Source organism: Microbacterium aerolatum (genome assembly GCF_007988825.1).
GTDB classification, from domain to species: domain Bacteria; phylum Actinomycetota; class Actinomycetes; order Actinomycetales; family Microbacteriaceae; genus Microbacterium; species Microbacterium aerolatum.
This window is the reverse complement of sequence record NZ_BJUW01000005.1, coordinates 174,253-187,903: the sequence shown is the minus strand read 5'-3', so window position 1 is coordinate 187,903 and position 13,651 is coordinate 174,253. Positions and strand designations below refer to the sequence as shown.

The 13,651-nt window shown below is 67.5% G+C and carries 18 protein-coding genes; 11 read left to right on the top strand and 7 right to left on the bottom strand.

The annotated features are described in order from the left end of the window. A partial coding sequence (locus tag MAE01_RS07735) for a pyrroline-5-carboxylate reductase family protein (protein ID WP_307723750.1) occupies positions 1 to 203 on the top strand: 203 nt, incomplete at its 5' end. 10 nt (positions 204 to 213) lie between these two features. On the opposite strand, the gene MAE01_RS07730 is transcribed toward MAE01_RS07735, so the two are convergent. The 3 genes from MAE01_RS07730 to MAE01_RS07720 all read right to left on the bottom strand — a co-directional run bounded on the left by MAE01_RS07730 (position 214) and on the right by MAE01_RS07720 (position 3,488). Further along, the gene (locus MAE01_RS07730) at positions 214 to 1,287 is read right to left on the bottom strand and encodes an alpha/beta hydrolase (RefSeq protein WP_147038973.1); all 1,074 of its coding nucleotides are present in this window, start codon (positions 1,285 to 1,287) and stop codon (positions 214 to 216) included. Positions 1,288 to 1,393: 106 nt separating this feature from the next. Continuing rightward, complete coding sequence (locus MAE01_RS07725; protein ID WP_147038972.1) at positions 1,394 to 2,065, bottom strand: potassium channel family protein; 672 nt, start codon at positions 2,063 to 2,065, stop codon at positions 1,394 to 1,396. Beyond that, positions 2,058 to 3,488 carry a TrkH family potassium uptake protein gene (locus tag MAE01_RS07720; protein WP_147038971.1) on the bottom strand — a complete coding sequence of 477 codons (1,431 nt, stop codon included), beginning with the start codon at positions 3,486 to 3,488 and terminating at the stop codon, positions 2,058 to 2,060. The genes MAE01_RS07725 and MAE01_RS07720 overlap by 8 nt, the downstream gene beginning before the upstream one ends. A 97-nt stretch (positions 3,489 to 3,585) precedes the next feature. Between MAE01_RS07720 and MAE01_RS07715 the strand changes: the two genes are divergently transcribed. Continuing rightward, positions 3,586 to 4,002, top strand: a complete 417-nt coding sequence (locus MAE01_RS07715; RefSeq protein WP_147038970.1) for an ArsR/SmtB family transcription factor — start codon at positions 3,586 to 3,588, stop codon at positions 4,000 to 4,002. A 36-nt stretch (positions 4,003 to 4,038) separates the two neighbouring features. Here MAE01_RS07715 and MAE01_RS07710 read toward each other — a convergent pair whose 3' ends face one another. Continuing rightward, a complete protein-coding gene (locus tag MAE01_RS07710) occupies positions 4,039 to 4,851 on the bottom strand; it encodes an ABC transporter permease (RefSeq protein WP_147038969.1) in 813 nt (270 codons plus the stop codon). Beyond that, positions 4,848 to 5,744 carry an ATP-binding cassette domain-containing protein gene (locus tag MAE01_RS07705; protein ID WP_147038968.1) on the bottom strand — a complete coding sequence of 299 codons (897 nt, stop codon included), beginning with the start codon at positions 5,742 to 5,744 and terminating at the stop codon, positions 4,848 to 4,850. Before MAE01_RS07705 ends, MAE01_RS07710 begins: the two co-directional genes overlap by 4 nt. Positions 5,745 to 5,845: 101 nt before the next feature. Here MAE01_RS07705 and MAE01_RS07700 point away from each other — a divergent pair, with 101 nt between their 5' ends. The 6 genes from MAE01_RS07700 to MAE01_RS07675 all read left to right on the top strand — a co-directional run bounded on the left by MAE01_RS07700 (position 5,846) and on the right by MAE01_RS07675 (position 8,242). Then, a complete protein-coding gene (locus MAE01_RS07700) occupies positions 5,846 to 6,769 on the top strand; it encodes a TetR/AcrR family transcriptional regulator (protein WP_147038967.1) in 924 nt (307 codons plus the stop codon). Between the two features lie 96 nt (positions 6,770 to 6,865). Beyond that, entirely contained in the window at positions 6,866 to 7,057 is a 192-nt protein-coding gene (locus MAE01_RS07695) for a helix-turn-helix domain-containing protein (protein ID WP_147038966.1), read from the top strand. A 135-nt stretch (positions 7,058 to 7,192) separates the two neighbouring features. Continuing rightward, positions 7,193 to 7,291, top strand: coding sequence for a 30S ribosomal protein bS22 (locus MAE01_RS07690; RefSeq protein WP_003792170.1), 99 nt, complete (start codon positions 7,193 to 7,195; stop codon positions 7,289 to 7,291). 98 nt (positions 7,292 to 7,389) lie between these two features. Next, entirely contained in the window at positions 7,390 to 7,692 is a 303-nt protein-coding gene (locus tag MAE01_RS07685; RefSeq protein WP_147038965.1) for a rhodanese-like domain-containing protein, read from the top strand. Further along, positions 7,689 to 7,946, top strand: coding sequence for a glutaredoxin family protein (locus MAE01_RS07680; protein WP_147038964.1), 258 nt, complete (start codon positions 7,689 to 7,691; stop codon positions 7,944 to 7,946). Before MAE01_RS07685 ends, MAE01_RS07680 begins: the two co-directional genes overlap by 4 nt. After that, entirely contained in the window at positions 7,943 to 8,242 is a 300-nt protein-coding gene (locus MAE01_RS07675) for a Dabb family protein (RefSeq protein ID WP_147038963.1), read from the top strand. Before MAE01_RS07680 ends, MAE01_RS07675 begins: the two co-directional genes overlap by 4 nt. Here MAE01_RS07675 and MAE01_RS07670 read toward each other — a convergent pair whose 3' ends face one another. Next, the gene (locus MAE01_RS07670; protein WP_147038962.1) at positions 8,243 to 9,418 is read right to left on the bottom strand and encodes an exo-beta-N-acetylmuramidase NamZ family protein; all 1,176 of its coding nucleotides are present in this window, start codon (positions 9,416 to 9,418) and stop codon (positions 8,243 to 8,245) included. A gap of 3 nt (positions 9,419 to 9,421) precedes the next feature. Next, entirely contained in the window at positions 9,422 to 10,288 is an 867-nt protein-coding gene (locus MAE01_RS07665) for a MurR/RpiR family transcriptional regulator (RefSeq protein WP_147038961.1), read from the bottom strand. Between the two features lie 149 nt (positions 10,289 to 10,437). Here MAE01_RS07665 and MAE01_RS07660 point away from each other — a divergent pair, with 149 nt between their 5' ends. Genes MAE01_RS07660 through MAE01_RS07650 form a run of 3 tightly spaced genes read left to right on the top strand, consistent with a single transcriptional unit; the run spans position 10,438 to position 13,647 of the window. After that, the gene (locus MAE01_RS07660) at positions 10,438 to 11,715 is read left to right on the top strand and encodes an ABC transporter substrate-binding protein (RefSeq protein ID WP_147038960.1); all 1,278 of its coding nucleotides are present in this window, start codon (positions 10,438 to 10,440) and stop codon (positions 11,713 to 11,715) included. 58 nt (positions 11,716 to 11,773) lie between these two features. Then, positions 11,774 to 12,733, top strand: a complete 960-nt coding sequence (locus tag MAE01_RS07655) for a carbohydrate ABC transporter permease (protein WP_147038959.1) — start codon at positions 11,774 to 11,776, stop codon at positions 12,731 to 12,733. Then, positions 12,733 to 13,647: a carbohydrate ABC transporter permease gene (locus MAE01_RS07650; RefSeq protein ID WP_147038958.1), complete on the top strand. Its 915-nt coding sequence runs from the start codon at positions 12,733 to 12,735 to the stop codon at positions 13,645 to 13,647. Before MAE01_RS07655 ends, MAE01_RS07650 begins: the two co-directional genes overlap by 1 nt. Positions 13,648 to 13,651 lie beyond the last annotated feature (4 nt).

Below are 13,651 nucleotides of genomic sequence, written 5' to 3'. Positions count from 1 at the left end.
CCGAGCAGACATTCATCGGCGCGACCGCTCTGCTGGTGGCGTCCGGTGAGGAGCCGGCGGAGCTGCGCCGCCGCGTGACGAGCCCCAAGGGGACGACAGAGCGGGCGGTCATGGTCCTGCAGGAGGCGCACCTCGACGAGGTGTTCGCCGAGGCGACGGATGCTGCTCTCGCGCGGGCGAAGGAGCTCGCAGAGGGGAAGTAGCGGCTTCGGCCTAGCCGCCGTACCCGATCTGCTCGAGCAATGCCGCCCGGAACTCCTCGGGACGCTCGAGATGCGGCGAGTGTCCGACGCCCTCCCACGAAGCCTCCGTGGCGTCCCCACCGGCGGCGGAGTACGCCGACAGCACGTTCCGGGTCTGCGTGACCATCTGCTGAGCCGGAGCGATCTCGGCGCCCGGCCACCCGGGGATCGCGCCGCCGGCTCCCAGATGGTTGAGGTCGAAGAACGACGCGTCCGACACGATCGCATCCTCAGTCCCGTGCACCCACAGGATCGGCGGCTTGTCGTCGAGATCGACGATGCGTGAGACGTCGAAGTGCTTCGGTGCCATGGTGTTCAGCACGCCCGAATCGCCCGCCCCGAATCCCGGCCAGTTCGCGCTCGCGACGCTGTCGCCGGGATAGCTGCCCTCCGCGGTCGAGGTCGTGTTCATCGAGGCGACCCAGATGTCCTCGTGATCGCTCGTGTACCCCGGTGCGACGTAGCTCGCCCGGAACACGCTGCGCGGCGAGGTCGGGGCCTCCGCCGACATGTCACCGGAACGCAACCGCTCGATGAAGTCCGGGTTCCCGCCACCTCCACCGCATCCGGCATCGTCGTCCGTGAGGCGCGTGCCGTCGGGGCGCGTGCCGCCGAACCCATACGGCGAGACCGGCGCCTGCAGCGTCAGGCTCAGCACCGGGTGGTCGAGGGCGTACTGCATCACGACGCCGCCGCCCATCGACCAGCCCACCAGGTGCGCGGTCGCCAGCCCCAGCACCTGCAGCGTGGCGTGCACATCGTCGCTGAAGTCCGACAGCCCCCGCGTCGCATCCACCGGCAACGCCTCGGTGGCGCCGAACCCGCGCAGGTCGATCGCGATCGCGCGCACGTCGTCAGGCAGACCGAGCATGATCTCCTGCCAGAACAGCGCCGACGAGACGTTGCCGTGCACGAAGACGACCGTGCGCTCCGGGGGAGTGGCCGCGTCATCCGCCGCCCGTTCCAGGATGTTCACGCGCAGCCGCGGGGTGTCGACCACGCGCGCGGTGATGCCGTCGAGAAGCGAATCCTGGATGCTCGTCATGGCCGATCCTTCATGCCGTGACGCGGCCGCAGCGCCGCGTGCGGGACGACTCTATCGCCCCGACGAGCAAATGTGAATCGACTTTCAGGTATCAGTTCAGGCGAGGTCAGCGATCGAGCGCGGCGAATCTCTCGATGTCGCTGTTCGTGCCCGAGACGATGATGAGGTCGTGGTTGGTGACCACGGTGTTCGCCTCGGCGTAGCGGAACGGCTTGCCAGGACTCTTGACGCCCACGACCGTCACCTTGTACTTCGACCGCACGCCCGACTCGTTCAGCCCGACGCCGCGGATGAACTTCGGCGGGTACATCTTCGCGAGCACGAAGTCGTCGTCGAAGCGGATGAAGTCCAGCATCCGCCCGCTGACGAGGTGCGCGACGCGCTCGCCGGCCTCGCGCTCGGGGTAGATGACGTGGTTCGCACCGACGCGGGCGAGGATCTTGCCGTGCGACTGCGAGACGGCCTTCGCCCAGATCTGCGGCACCTTCAGATCGACGAGGTTCGCCGTGATGAGCACGGATGCCTCGATGAGCGAGCCGACCGCGACGACGGCGACCTGGAAATCCTGTGCACCGATCTGCTTGAGCGCGTCGACATTCCTGGCATCGCCCTGGACGGTGTGGGTGACCCGATCCGACCACTTCTGCACGAGCTCGAGGTTCTCGTCCATTGCGAGCACTTCACGGTCGAGCCTGTCCAGCTCGCCGGCGCAGGCGGCGCCGAAGCGCCCGAGCCCGATGACCAGCACTGGTGCATCGCTGCGGAGACCTTCAACCAACGATCGGCCTTTCGACGGGCAGCGAGTAGAGCTGCGTTCTCGTCGTCGCGGCGACCGCCGCGGCGAGTGTCACTGTACCAACGCGCCCCATGAAGATGGTCAGGGCCATGACGTAGCTCGCCGATTCCGGCAGTTCCGCGGTGAGGCCCGTGGAAAGCCCGACAGTGCCGAACGCCGAGATGACGTCGAAGAGCACGTCCGCGATCGGTGCCTTCGTGATCTGCGCGATGACGATGGTCGACAGCGCGACGATCGTCGCGCCCCAGGCGACGACGCTGAGGGCGACGCGCTGCACGTCGCTGGGGATGCGGCGGCCGAACGCCTCGACGGACTGGCGGCCCCGCGCCTCTGACCACACCGCGATCGCCAGGACGGCGAGAGTCGTCACCTTGATGCCGCCGGCGGTCGACGCCGAACCGCCGCCGACGAACATCAGCATCGCCCCTGCGACGAGCGATGAGCCGTTCAGGTCGCCGATCTCGACCACGCTGAATCCGCCGGATCGTGTCATCGCCGACAGGAAGAACGCCTGGAACGTCGTGTCGACAGCATCCATCGACCCGAACGTCTTCGGGTTGTCGTACTCGAGGAGCAGGAACACCACGGCGCCTGCGACGAACAGGATGGCGGTCGTGATCAGCGTGAGCTTGGAATGCAGCGACCAGCGCTTGACGTGCCAGACGTGCTTGAGCAGCGTGTAGATCACCGGGAATCCGATGCTCCCCAGGAACACGCTCACCATGAGCACCGTCAGTACGAAGTAGTCGTCGGCGAACTCGGTCACGCCCCCGGCGTTCGGCGTGAAGCCGGTGTTGGTGAACGACATCGCCGCGTAGTACGGGGCCTCCCAGAGCGCCGCGAGGGGCGGGATGCCGGCCATCAGCAGCCCCGGATACAGCAGCGCGGCGACGACGACCTCGATCACGATCAGCGACAACGCCACGGTCGTCAACAGCTGACCGACCTCGCCGAGGCGCACGGTCTGCCCCTCGTTGACGACGCCGCCGTGTGCGCGCAGCGGGTTGCTGTCGCCGGCCGCGAGCAGCTTCGCCCGAAGACCCAGCTTCTTGGAGATCACCAGCCCCAGCACCGACGCCAGGGTCAGCACGCCCATGCCGCCGATGTTCACGCCGAGGAAGACGAGCACGTGCCCGAACGGCGACCAGTGCGTCGCCATGTCGACAGTGGCGAGACCGGTGACGCAGATCGTGGACACCGCGGTGAACAGCGCGTCGCTGAGCGGGGTCACGGTGCGGTCCGCTGACGCGATGGGCAGGGAGAACAGCGCAGTGAACAGCAGGATCAGAGCCGCGAAGATGAGGATCGCGAAGCGGGACGGCGACGACGTGATGAAACGGCGTGCGAACTTCCAGACATTCCGCGTGCTCGCGCGCGTGGATGTCGACCAGCCGATGCTCGACATCGCGCTCCTCCCGGACTCGTCTGCGACCGCTCGACGCGCACGTCATGCCGAGCCTTCGTCATGGTACTCCGGGCGCGGGACGGCTACCCTGAACTTCATGACGGACATCTTCGACGTGATCGCAGACGGCACGAGGCGAGACATCCTCCAGCTCCTGCTGCGGCGGTCGACAGAAGGGGATGCCGGCACCAGCGTGTCGCATATCGTCAGCGAACTCGGCATCAGCCAGCCGACGGTCTCGAAGCACCTCAAGGTGCTGCGCGACGCGGAACTCGTCAGCGTGCGTGAAGACGGTCAGCGCCGTTTCTACAGCATCGAGGTCGAGCCGCTCGAGGTCGTCGACGACTGGCTGGTCCCGTTCCTCGTCGACGCGTTCGGCGACGATGCGCCCGACATCGACCTGTCGCTGGTCCCTCTGCCGGATGGCGCAGCGCATGCCGCCGAGGTCGTCGGCCGTGCCGCGGCATCCGCGAAGCACGTCGTCTCCACCGCCCTCAAGCGCCTCGGGGCCTGAGCCGCACGGCCCAGCCCCCGACAGTGCGCGACCGGCTCAGCGCTCGCCGGCCTTGCGGCGGAACAGCCACGCGCCCCACGCGGTCGCCACGGCGAGGATGCCCACGCACCACAGCACCGCCCAGATGGGCTGCGTTCCGGCATCCGTGCCCATCAGCAGGCTACGGATCGTCTCGACGATCGGCGTGATCGGCTGGTGCTGGGCCACCGGCTGCAGCCAGTCCGGCATGCTCGCCACCGGTACGAACGCGCTGGACAGGTACGGCAGGAACAGCAGGATGAAGCCGTAGCCGTTCGCGCCCTCCGGTGAGCCGGCGGCGAGCCCGATCGCGGCGAACAGATACGTGATCGCCAGCAGGTAGAGCGAGATGAACAGCCCCATCAGCACCCACTCGCCGAAGTTCGCGGTCGGACGGAACCCGACGAGCACGCCGACGCCGATCACGATCGCGGTGGCGACGAGGTTGCGGACCAGGCTGGCGACCACATGCCCGGTGAGCACGGCGCCGGACCGCACCGGCATGGTGCGGAAGCGGTCGATGATCCCGGTGCGCATGTCGTTCGCGACATACACGGCGGTGGATGAGGCGCCGAAGCCCGCACAGGTCAGGATGATGCCCGGCACGACGTAGTCGACGTAGGCGCCGGACGGATCGATGGCCCCGCCGAAGACCCAGGTGAACATCAGCATGAGCATGACGGGGAGCATGATCGCCATCAGCAGCGATTCCCCGTCGCGGAGGGAATGGCGAAGACTGCGGCCGACGAAGACCGACTCCGCCGTGAGGCCGCGCAGCGGGGGGCGGACGGAGGGGGCGGATGCCGCGACGGCGGCGAGTGCGGTGCTCATGCGTTCTCCTTCGCGAGGACCGGGGCCTTCTCTGATGCGGTGACGGCGAGGAAGACGTCGTCGAGGGTGGGGCGGCGGAGGTTGACGGTGCCCTCTGCGCCCTGCTGGTCGAGTTCGTCGAGCGCTCGCCGCAGACCGGGGACGGAGCCGTCGGTCGCGATCTCGCGCAGCAACCCGCCGTGCTCGTCGTGCAGCTCGACGGTGTCGCCGCCGACGCGGGCCTTGAGCTCGGCAGCCGTGCCGAGAGCGGCGACCCGTCCGTCGTGCAGCACGGCGATGCGGTCGGCGAGCTGGTCGGCCTCTTCGAGGTACTGCGTGGTGAGGAACACGGTCGTGCCCGCCGCGGCGAGCGAGCGGATGATGTCCCAGAGGTCGCGGCGGCTGAGGGTGTCCAGCCCGGTGGTGGGCTCGTCGAGGAACAGCACCTCCGGCGTGACGACGAAGCTCAGGGCGAGGTCGAGCCGGCGGCGCATGCCGCCGGAGAACGTCGCGACGCGGCGGGTCGCGGCATCCGTCAGCCCGAAGCTCTCCAGGAGCTCCTTCGCGCGTCGGCGGCTCGCGGAGCTGGAGAGGCCGGCGAGCCGGGCGAACATCACGACGTTCTCTACGGCGCTGAGCGCGTCGTCGACCGCGGCGGATTGGCCGGTGAGACTGATCCGCCGCCGCACCTGCATCGCGGCGGACGCCACGTCGAACCCGCCGACCGTGGCGGTGCCGGCGTCGGGCTTGATGAGGGTGGTGAGGATGTTGATGATCGTGGTCTTGCCGGCGCCGTTGGGGCCGAGCAGCGCGAAGACCTCACCGCAGGAGACGGTGAGATCGAGGCCGTCGATCACGGTCTGCGCGCCGAACGCCTTTCGGAGCCCGCGTACCTCGATGGCTGGTGTCGTCATGAGCAGATCCTTCTGTGTATGGCGGAAACTGTGTACGTCGCTAACAACTGTGTATGACCGTAACACACTGTTTATGGATTAAACAGAAGTAGGATGAGGACATGAGCGACATCGAGCCCCCGGAGCTGCCCAGAGGCATCGCACTCGCGTGGGGTGTGGCCGCGAACCCGCAGCGCGGGCCCAAGCGCGAGATGAGCGTCGAGAAGATCGTCGAGGCCGCGGTCGAGCTCGCGGATGCCGACGGCATCGGCGCCGTGTCGATGGCGGCAGTCGCGGCCCGACTCGGTTTCACGCCGATGTCGCTGTACCGATACGTCTCCGCGAAGGACGACCTGCTGCTGCTCATGCAGGAGGAGGCCACGGGGCTCCCTCCCGAAGAACACCGTCAGGAAGAGGGCTGGCGGGCGAAGCTGCGAGCCCTGTTCGACGCGCAGACGCGGCTGTATCTCGCACATCCCTGGCTGCTCTCGATCCCGATCACTGGTTCGCCGATCACGCCGAACAGCTCCGCCTGGCTGGATGCCGCGCTGACGAGCCTCGAGGCGACTCCGCTCGATGCGACGGACCGTGTCGCGGTCGCTCTCGCCGTGACGGGGTCCGCGCGCTGGTACGGAATCGTGATCGCGGGCTACGCCGAGCAGGCGCGCTCCACCGGGATGTCCCCCGATCAGATCACCGTCCACGAGGCCGAGCTTTTCGACAGGGTGATCACTGCGGAGGAGTTCCCCGCGCTGCGCGGGGCGATAGAGGCGGGAGTGTTCCTGTCTGACGACGATCCGTTCCACTTCGGGATCGAGCGCGTCTTCGACGGGGTAGAGGCGTACATCGCGACCATCGATCGAGGCGAACCGAAGCCCGAGGCCGACTCCTGGCTCGTTTCGGAGCCGGCGGAAGTTGCCGAGGACAAGAAGGTGCGCGAGGCGCGCAAGGCAGTGCGAGTTGCCGAGAAGGCGCTGCGCGACGCGCGCAAGCTCGAGCGGCAGGCGGTGAGGGACGCGCGCGAGCGTGCAGCTCGCCGACAGTGAATGCACAGCAGTCACATAGACCACATTCGTCCCGTGGGTTTACAGGGGTCCCGTCTTCCCCATAGAGTTGGGCATCACCAGAAAGGGGTACGTGGGATGCCCGATGTTCCTGAAGTCCGATTCCTCACGGTCGCAGAGGTCGCAGAGCTCATGCGCGTGTCCAAGATGACCGTGTACCGCCTCGTGCACTCGGGCGACCTGCCGGCGATCCGCTTCGGGCGCAGCTACCGAGTGCCGGAGACCGCGGTCACAGCGGCACTGCAGCGCCCCATCTCCGACGTCGGCTGACGGCGGAACGAGCTCGTGTGGCGGAGTGCACTTCGCACCGTGCCGCGTTTGCTAAACTGATCCGAGGCATTTTCCGTGCCCGTACCCGGGTGTCCGATTTTCGAGACGCCCAGCCCCTGACTTAGTGAGGTTTCCGTGGGTTCAGTCATCAAGAAGCGCCGTAAGCGCATGGCGAAGAAGAAGCACCGCAAGCTGCTTCGCAAGACTCGCCACCAGCGCCGCAACAAGAAGTAAGCGGCCAGACACCGAGCGCCCCCGACCGGCTCCGAGAGTTCGTCGAAGGGGCGCTTCGTGTGTCTCCGGCCACATCTGCCGCTACGGAACGAGGACCCATGAAGTCGATCACCACCGCCGAGCTCGCCGCGCGCGAGGACGTTCCGCTCATCGACGTGCGCGAGCGCGACGAGTTCGCCGCAGGCCATGTGCCCGGCGCCGTGAACATTCCGATGTCCGAGATCGGCGAGCGCCTCGCTGAGCTGCCCGCCGAGGCGTTCGACGTCATCTGCCAGGCCGGGGGCCGCTCGGCGCGCGTCGTGCAGGCGCTCGAGACGCGTGGATACGACGCGACCAACGTCGAGGGCGGCACAGGCGGGTGGATCGCCGAGGGCAAGCCCGTCGAGGTGCCGTCGGCGTGACCACGATCACGGTCATCGGCAAGCATGGCTGCCACCTGTGCCCGACCGCGCTCGGCATCGTCGAGGAGGTCGTCGCCGGCCTGCCCGATGAGATCGGCGACGACATCGAGATCGTCGAGCGATCCATCGAAGACGATCTCGTGCTGTACGACCTGTGGTGGGAGAAGATCCCGGTCGTCCTGATCGACGACGAGGTGCACGCGCACTGGCGCGTCTCACCCGACAAGCTGCGCCAGAGACTGGAGAACAGATGATCCGTCACGTCGTCACGTGGAAGCTCGCGAGCGAGGATGCCGCCGAGCGCGGCGCGCAGGCCGCCGAGGTCGCCCGGCGCCTGAACGCGCTGGACGGCGTGGTGCCCCAGCTGCGGTCGATCTCGGCCGGTGCGAACTCCGTCTACGCGGACGTGAACTGGGACGTCACGCTCATCGCCGACTTCGACTCCGTCGCGTCGCTCGAGGAGTACCAGGTGCACCCGGCTCATGAGGAGGCCGCCGCGTATATCCGGTCGGTCGTGGCATCCCGCGTGGCCGTCGACTTCGAGATCTGATCAGCGGTAGAGCAGGTCGTCCGCGACCTGCTCGGTCCACTCCGGAACCGCGAGGCGGTTGGGGTCATCCCACTCCCCGGCGGTGATCTGTCCGAAGGCGCCCTTGACGCCGAACAGCTTCTCAAGGGGTGTCCAATCGGACTCGCCGGGCATGGGGATCAGCGAGCGCTCCTCGAGGGCGCCGGGATGCAGCCCGGCGAGCAGCGAAAGCAGCATCACGCCGGTGTGCACGGGGCGCAGCGCATCCGGATCGGTGACATGCAGCAGCACGCCCTCGCACGCCTCACCGGCGTGGTCGCGCACGAGTGGAGTGAAGCCGTACGGCACCGCCGCGAGGCCGGGGAGGCCCGCCTCGGTGATCGCCGCGGCGTAGCGCTCGCCGTCGATGAACGGCGCCGCGATCACGCGGAACGGCACGGCGGTGCTGCGCCCCTCCGAGACGTTCACGCCCTCTGCGAGGCAGGTGCCCGGATACAGCAGCGCTGTCGCTGCCGAGGGCAGGTTCGGCGACGGCGGCATCCACGTCAGCTCCTGGCGACCGAGCGCGGTCTCGGAACGGCGCCATCCGGTGACCTCGACGACGTGGAGCTCCACATCGATGGCGCGCGTGCGCACCCAGTGCCGCGCGAGCTCGCCGATCGTGAGACCGTGCCGGATCGGCATCGACCAGCGCCCGACCAGGGACTGCGCCTCCTCGTCGAGCATCGGCCCCTCAGCCTGATCGAGGCGTCCGCCGAGCGGGTTCGGCCGGTCGAGCACCACCACGGCGACGCCGGCGTCGGCGCAGGCCTCCAGCAGGTGGCTCATGGTCCAGATGTACGTGTAGAAGCGCGCACCCACATCGGGCAGGTCCACCAGCACGGCATCCAGCCCGTCGAGGTCGACGGCGGCAGGTCGCACGTCGGCGCCGTACAGACTGCGCACCGGGACGCCCGTGACGGGATCGGCCGCATCGCCGACGTGCTCTCCCTCGCGAGCGCGGCCGCTCAGGCCGTGCTCCGGGCCGAAGAAGACCGAGAACCTCCAGCCGTCGGCGGCGAGGGGCTCGCGTCCGCGCCGGAGATCGGAGGTGAGCGCGAGGTCGTTGGTCAGCATGCCGATGCGGCCACCGGTCAGCCGGGCCAGCAGCGCCGGGTCGATGTCGCGACGGATGAGGCGGTCGATTCCGAGGAGCATGTGTCAGTCGATTCTGTGAGCGGTGACGGCGTCGTAAGTGCGCTGCAGGTTGTCGGCGATGGTGTCGTAGTCCGCCTGCGCGATGCGGGTGAACAGGAAGTCGAGAACGGCGAGCTGAGCGATCCGGCTGGACATCGCGCCGGAGCGGAAGCTCGACTCCGAGACGGCAGTGACCAGCACCAGCTCGCACGCCCGAGCGAGCGGTGAACGAGGGTTGTTCGTCAGCGCGATCGTCGTGGCTCCGGCCCTGGCTGCGACCTCGGCGGACTGCACGATCTCGAGCGTCCGGCCCGAGTGGGAGATCGCGATCGCGACGTCTTTCTCATTCAGCAGCGCCGCGCCCGTGAGCGCGAGGTGCTGATCTGTCCTGGCCTGCGCGACCAGCCCTGCCCGGTGGAGCTTCTGCTCCAGGTCGTGGGCGGCGAGGCCGCTGGATGCTGTCCCGTAGATGTCGATGCGCCGGGCCGACCTGATCGCGTGCACGCAGCGTTCCAACTCGTCGACGTCGATCTGCCTGGCGGTGCGCTCGATGGCGGATGCCTCGGCGAAGGCGATCTTGCGAATCGTCGTCACTGCGTCGTCGTCGCGGCTGACATCGCCTGCGGAGACTTGGAACCGCTCGCGGTCCGACTCCGTCCGATCGAGCTCCGTCGCCAGGGCGAGACGGAAGTCGGGGTACCCCGAGAACCCGAGGCTCTGAGCGAATCGCGCGATGCTGGCCACCGAGGTGCCACTGGCCGAGGCGAGCTGGGTGATCGAGTTCTCCACCACACGGTGCGGATCCTTCAGCACATGCGTCGCGATCCGCTGCTCCGTCGGGGTGAGAGCGGATCGGCGCTGATGGATCGCAGTAGTTGCACTGGTGGGCACGCGCCCATCATGGCAGAAATTGTTTCCGGACTGTAACCAATTTTCGGAAAGGGTTGCTATTTTGGAAGCCATTGCCCAATGTGGGGGAATGCACGACACAGCTGTCGCCGCCGATCTCGCGGCGGTTTTCCATTACCGAGAGGAACCTCATGCGTAATCGCCCGATTCGCCTCGCGTTCACCGCAGGCCTCGTCGTGACGGGTCTCGCCGTCGCCGGCTGTGCACCGGCATCCGATGCCGGCGGGGATGACGTCACCCTGACCATCTGGTCCTGGCAGGCCTCGTCCTCGCCGAAGTGGGAGGCCGTGTTCGACGTCTACGAGGAGTCGCACCCCGGCGTGACGATCGAATTCGAGGGGTTCCAGCCCACCGAGTACAACCAGATCCTCGCGACCGGCCTGGAGGGAAGCGACGGGCCGGACATCGCGATGCTGCGCGCGTACGGTGGCATCCAGTCTGCGATCCAGTCCGAGCAGATCGTCCCGATCGACGACATCGTCGACGGCCTCGACCAGTTCGACCCCACCGTCCTTCGTGCGGCACAGGGGCGTGAGGACGGTGCCACGTACGGCGTGCCCTTCGCGTACCAGACGATGCAGATGTTCTACAACAAGACGATGTTCGACGAGATGGGCCTGGAAGAGCCCACCGACTGGGACGAGTTCATCGACCTGCAGGACACGCTGCTCGACGAGGGTGTCACGCCCATGGCGCTCGGCGCCCGCGAGGACTGGGTACTGCCGATGTTCCACGACATCGTGGGTTCGGCGCGCTACGGCGGCGCGGACTTCGAGGAGAAGGTGCTCGCTGGTGACGTCGACTTCACCGACGCCGACTACGTCGCATCGCTGCAGATCGTCAAGGACATGCAGAAGTACCTCGACAAGAACGTCAACGCGATCGCCGTCGCCGACGCGGTGCTGCAGTTCACGTCCGGTCAGGCCGCGCAGTGGCCGGGCGGCTCATTCGATCTGCCGACGTTCCAGGACTCCGCACCCGACACCGAGTGGGGCGTCTACGAGGTGCCGCCGGCTCCGGACAGCGTGCTCGACCACGCCGTCACGCCCGGCTACGCGGACGGCAGCTTCGGGATTAACGCCTCTAGCGATCAGCAGGAGGCTGCGACCGAGCTGCTCAACTGGATGACCACGACCGAGTTCGGTCAGCTCGTGGCCGACGAGGTCGACCAGTTCTCGGCACTGCCCGACGTCAAGTACGAGGACCCGCTGATGCAGGAGATGAACGAGCAGTACACCGCCAACCCGGCGCCGTACCTGCTGCTGGTCGACTTCCGCTACGGCGACCCGACCGGAACCGCGGTTCTCGGCCCGGACGTGCAGGCGATGTTCCTCGGCGACAAGACCCCGGAGCAGCTCGGAACGGACCTGCAGTCGGGCGTCTCGACCTGGTTCACCCCCGCATCCTGACCCATCCCGGTGGGGGCGCCGCGCGACGGCGCCCCCACCGCGGAGCGAAAGAGAAGCCATGGCTCTGACACTCCCGGTGCGCCGACGCGAGAAGGCGAGACGGACCCGCACGGGTATCGCCCTGACCACGCCGACGGCACTGTTGTTCGTCCTTCCAGCAGCGGCACTGTTCGCGGTGCTGATCCTGTACCCGATGCTCGCGGCCCTGAGCTATTCGTTCTTCGACTGGCAGGGCACGAAACAGGGCGGATTCGCCGGCGTCGCCAACTACGTCACGCTGCTGACGAAGGAGCCGTACGCCTCCGAGCTGTGGAACGCCTTCGGCCACAACCTGCTGCTGTTCGCCGGCGCGCTGGTGTTCCAGAACTCGCTCGGCCTCGGCATCGCCACGCTGCTGCACCGTCGCGGGCGCACCAAGCGCTTCTTCCAGACGATCTTCGCCCTCCCGTACCTGGTCAGCCCGATGGTGATCGGCTACCTGTGGTCGCTGATGCTCTCGCCGCTGTTCGGTCCGATCAACGCCATCCTCCGCGGCGTCGGGCTGGAAGCACTCGCCCTGCCGTGGCTTGGCGACCCGAATCTCGCCATCTGGGTCATCGTGCTGGTGAGTGCCTGGCAGTGGATCGGCTTCCCGATCCTGCTCTACGGCGCCGCGCTCGGCGGCATCCCCGAGGAGATCGAGGAGGCTGCTGCGCTCGACGGCGCGACGGCGTCCAAGCGCTTCCGGTACATCACGCTGCCCATGCTCACCCCGACGATCGGCATCATCACCGTTCTGACCTTCATCGGCAGCATGGAGTCGATGGCGATCCCGTTCGCGCTCGCCGGATCCAACGGCGCCCCCGCCGGGTCGACCGACGTCATGATGCTGCTGTTCTACCGGACCGCTTTCGAATCGGGGAACCCGAACTCGATCGGTGTCTCGTCGGCCCTGGCCACGGTCCTGTTCATCTTCATCATGGTGATCTCCGTCGTGATCACCTCCACGATGCGCCGAGCCGAACGAAAGCTGTTCTGATGAGCACTCTCACGACCACACGCGACGAGCCGACCACCGAGGCGGTCGTCTCCCCTCGTCCCTCGTCACCACGGCGGCGACGCCGTGTCTCCGACACCCCGCTCCTCGGACGGGTGTTCGCGAACGTCTTCCTATGGGGATACGCGCTGGTCGCGATCGGCCCGCTCCTGCTGATGGTGAACAACTCTCTGCGCACGCAGCAGCAGATCGCCTCCGAGCCGCTGGGGCTGCCGTTCCCGCCCACGTTCACCAGCTTCCAGAAGGCGTGGGTGACGGCATCCTTCGACACCTACTTCATCAACTCGATCACCGTCACCGTCGGATCGGTCATCGTCACGACCGTCGTCTCGGTGCTCGCGGCGTACGCGTTCGCCCGCGCACGGGCGAAGTTCTTCCGCGGGATCGAGGCGGTGTTCCTGTCCGGGCTGATGCTGCCGGTGCACCTGGCGATCCTGCCGCTGTTCTACCTGCTGGATTCGCTGCGGATGACCAGCAACGTGTTCAGCCTGATCCTCGTGTACGGGGCGCTCGGCATTCCCTTCACCACGTTCGTGCTGACAGTGTTCTTCCGGGCACTGCCGATCGAGCTCGAGGAAGCGGCGCGGATCGACGGCGCCGGGCCCCTGCGCACGTTCATCATGATCCTGCTGCCGCTGGTGCGTCCGGCGCTCGCGACGGTCATCGTGTTCCGGTTCGTGCCTGTCTGGAACGACTTCTTCTACCCGCTGATCCTGCTGCGCGATCGTGACTCGTACACGCTGCCGGTCGGGCTCACACGCTTCTTCGGCGAGTACTCGACCGACTGGCCGCAGCTCTTCGCCGGGCTCACGATCGCGACGATCCCGCTGGTGGTCCTGTTCCTGCTGGCCACCAAGCAGATCATCAACGGACTCACATCCGGCATGAGCAAGTGATGCG

What these genes read in the sequence shown, in the direction of transcription:
- MAE01_RS07730 (WP_147038973.1), bottom strand. Translation starts at nt 1,287, where the DNA reads ATGACGAGCATCCAGGATTCGCTTCTCGACGGCATCACCGCGCGCGTG.
- MAE01_RS07720 (WP_147038971.1), bottom strand. Translation starts at nt 3,488, where the DNA reads ATGTCGAGCATCGGCTGGTCGACATCCACGCGCGCGAGCACGCGGAAT.
- MAE01_RS07715 (WP_147038970.1), top strand. Translation starts at nt 3,586, where the DNA reads ATGACGGACATCTTCGACGTGATCGCAGACGGCACGAGGCGAGACATC.
- MAE01_RS07710 (WP_147038969.1), bottom strand. Translation starts at nt 4,851, where the DNA reads ATGAGCACCGCACTCGCCGCCGTCGCGGCATCCGCCCCCTCCGTCCGC.
- MAE01_RS07705 (WP_147038968.1), bottom strand. Translation starts at nt 5,744, where the DNA reads ATGACGACACCAGCCATCGAGGTACGCGGGCTCCGAAAGGCGTTCGGC.
- MAE01_RS07700 (WP_147038967.1), top strand. Translation starts at nt 5,846, where the DNA reads ATGAGCGACATCGAGCCCCCGGAGCTGCCCAGAGGCATCGCACTCGCG.
- MAE01_RS07695 (WP_147038966.1), top strand. Translation starts at nt 6,866, where the DNA reads ATGCCCGATGTTCCTGAAGTCCGATTCCTCACGGTCGCAGAGGTCGCA.
- MAE01_RS07685 (WP_147038965.1), top strand. Translation starts at nt 7,390, where the DNA reads ATGAAGTCGATCACCACCGCCGAGCTCGCCGCGCGCGAGGACGTTCCG.
- MAE01_RS07675 (WP_147038963.1), top strand. Translation starts at nt 7,943, where the DNA reads ATGATCCGTCACGTCGTCACGTGGAAGCTCGCGAGCGAGGATGCCGCC.
- MAE01_RS07670 (WP_147038962.1), bottom strand. Translation starts at nt 9,418, where the DNA reads ATGCTCCTCGGAATCGACCGCCTCATCCGTCGCGACATCGACCCGGCG.
- MAE01_RS07660 (WP_147038960.1), top strand. Translation starts at nt 10,438, where the DNA reads ATGCGTAATCGCCCGATTCGCCTCGCGTTCACCGCAGGCCTCGTCGTG.
- MAE01_RS07655 (WP_147038959.1), top strand. Translation starts at nt 11,774, where the DNA reads ATGGCTCTGACACTCCCGGTGCGCCGACGCGAGAAGGCGAGACGGACC.
- MAE01_RS07650 (WP_147038958.1), top strand. Translation starts at nt 12,733, where the DNA reads ATGAGCACTCTCACGACCACACGCGACGAGCCGACCACCGAGGCGGTC.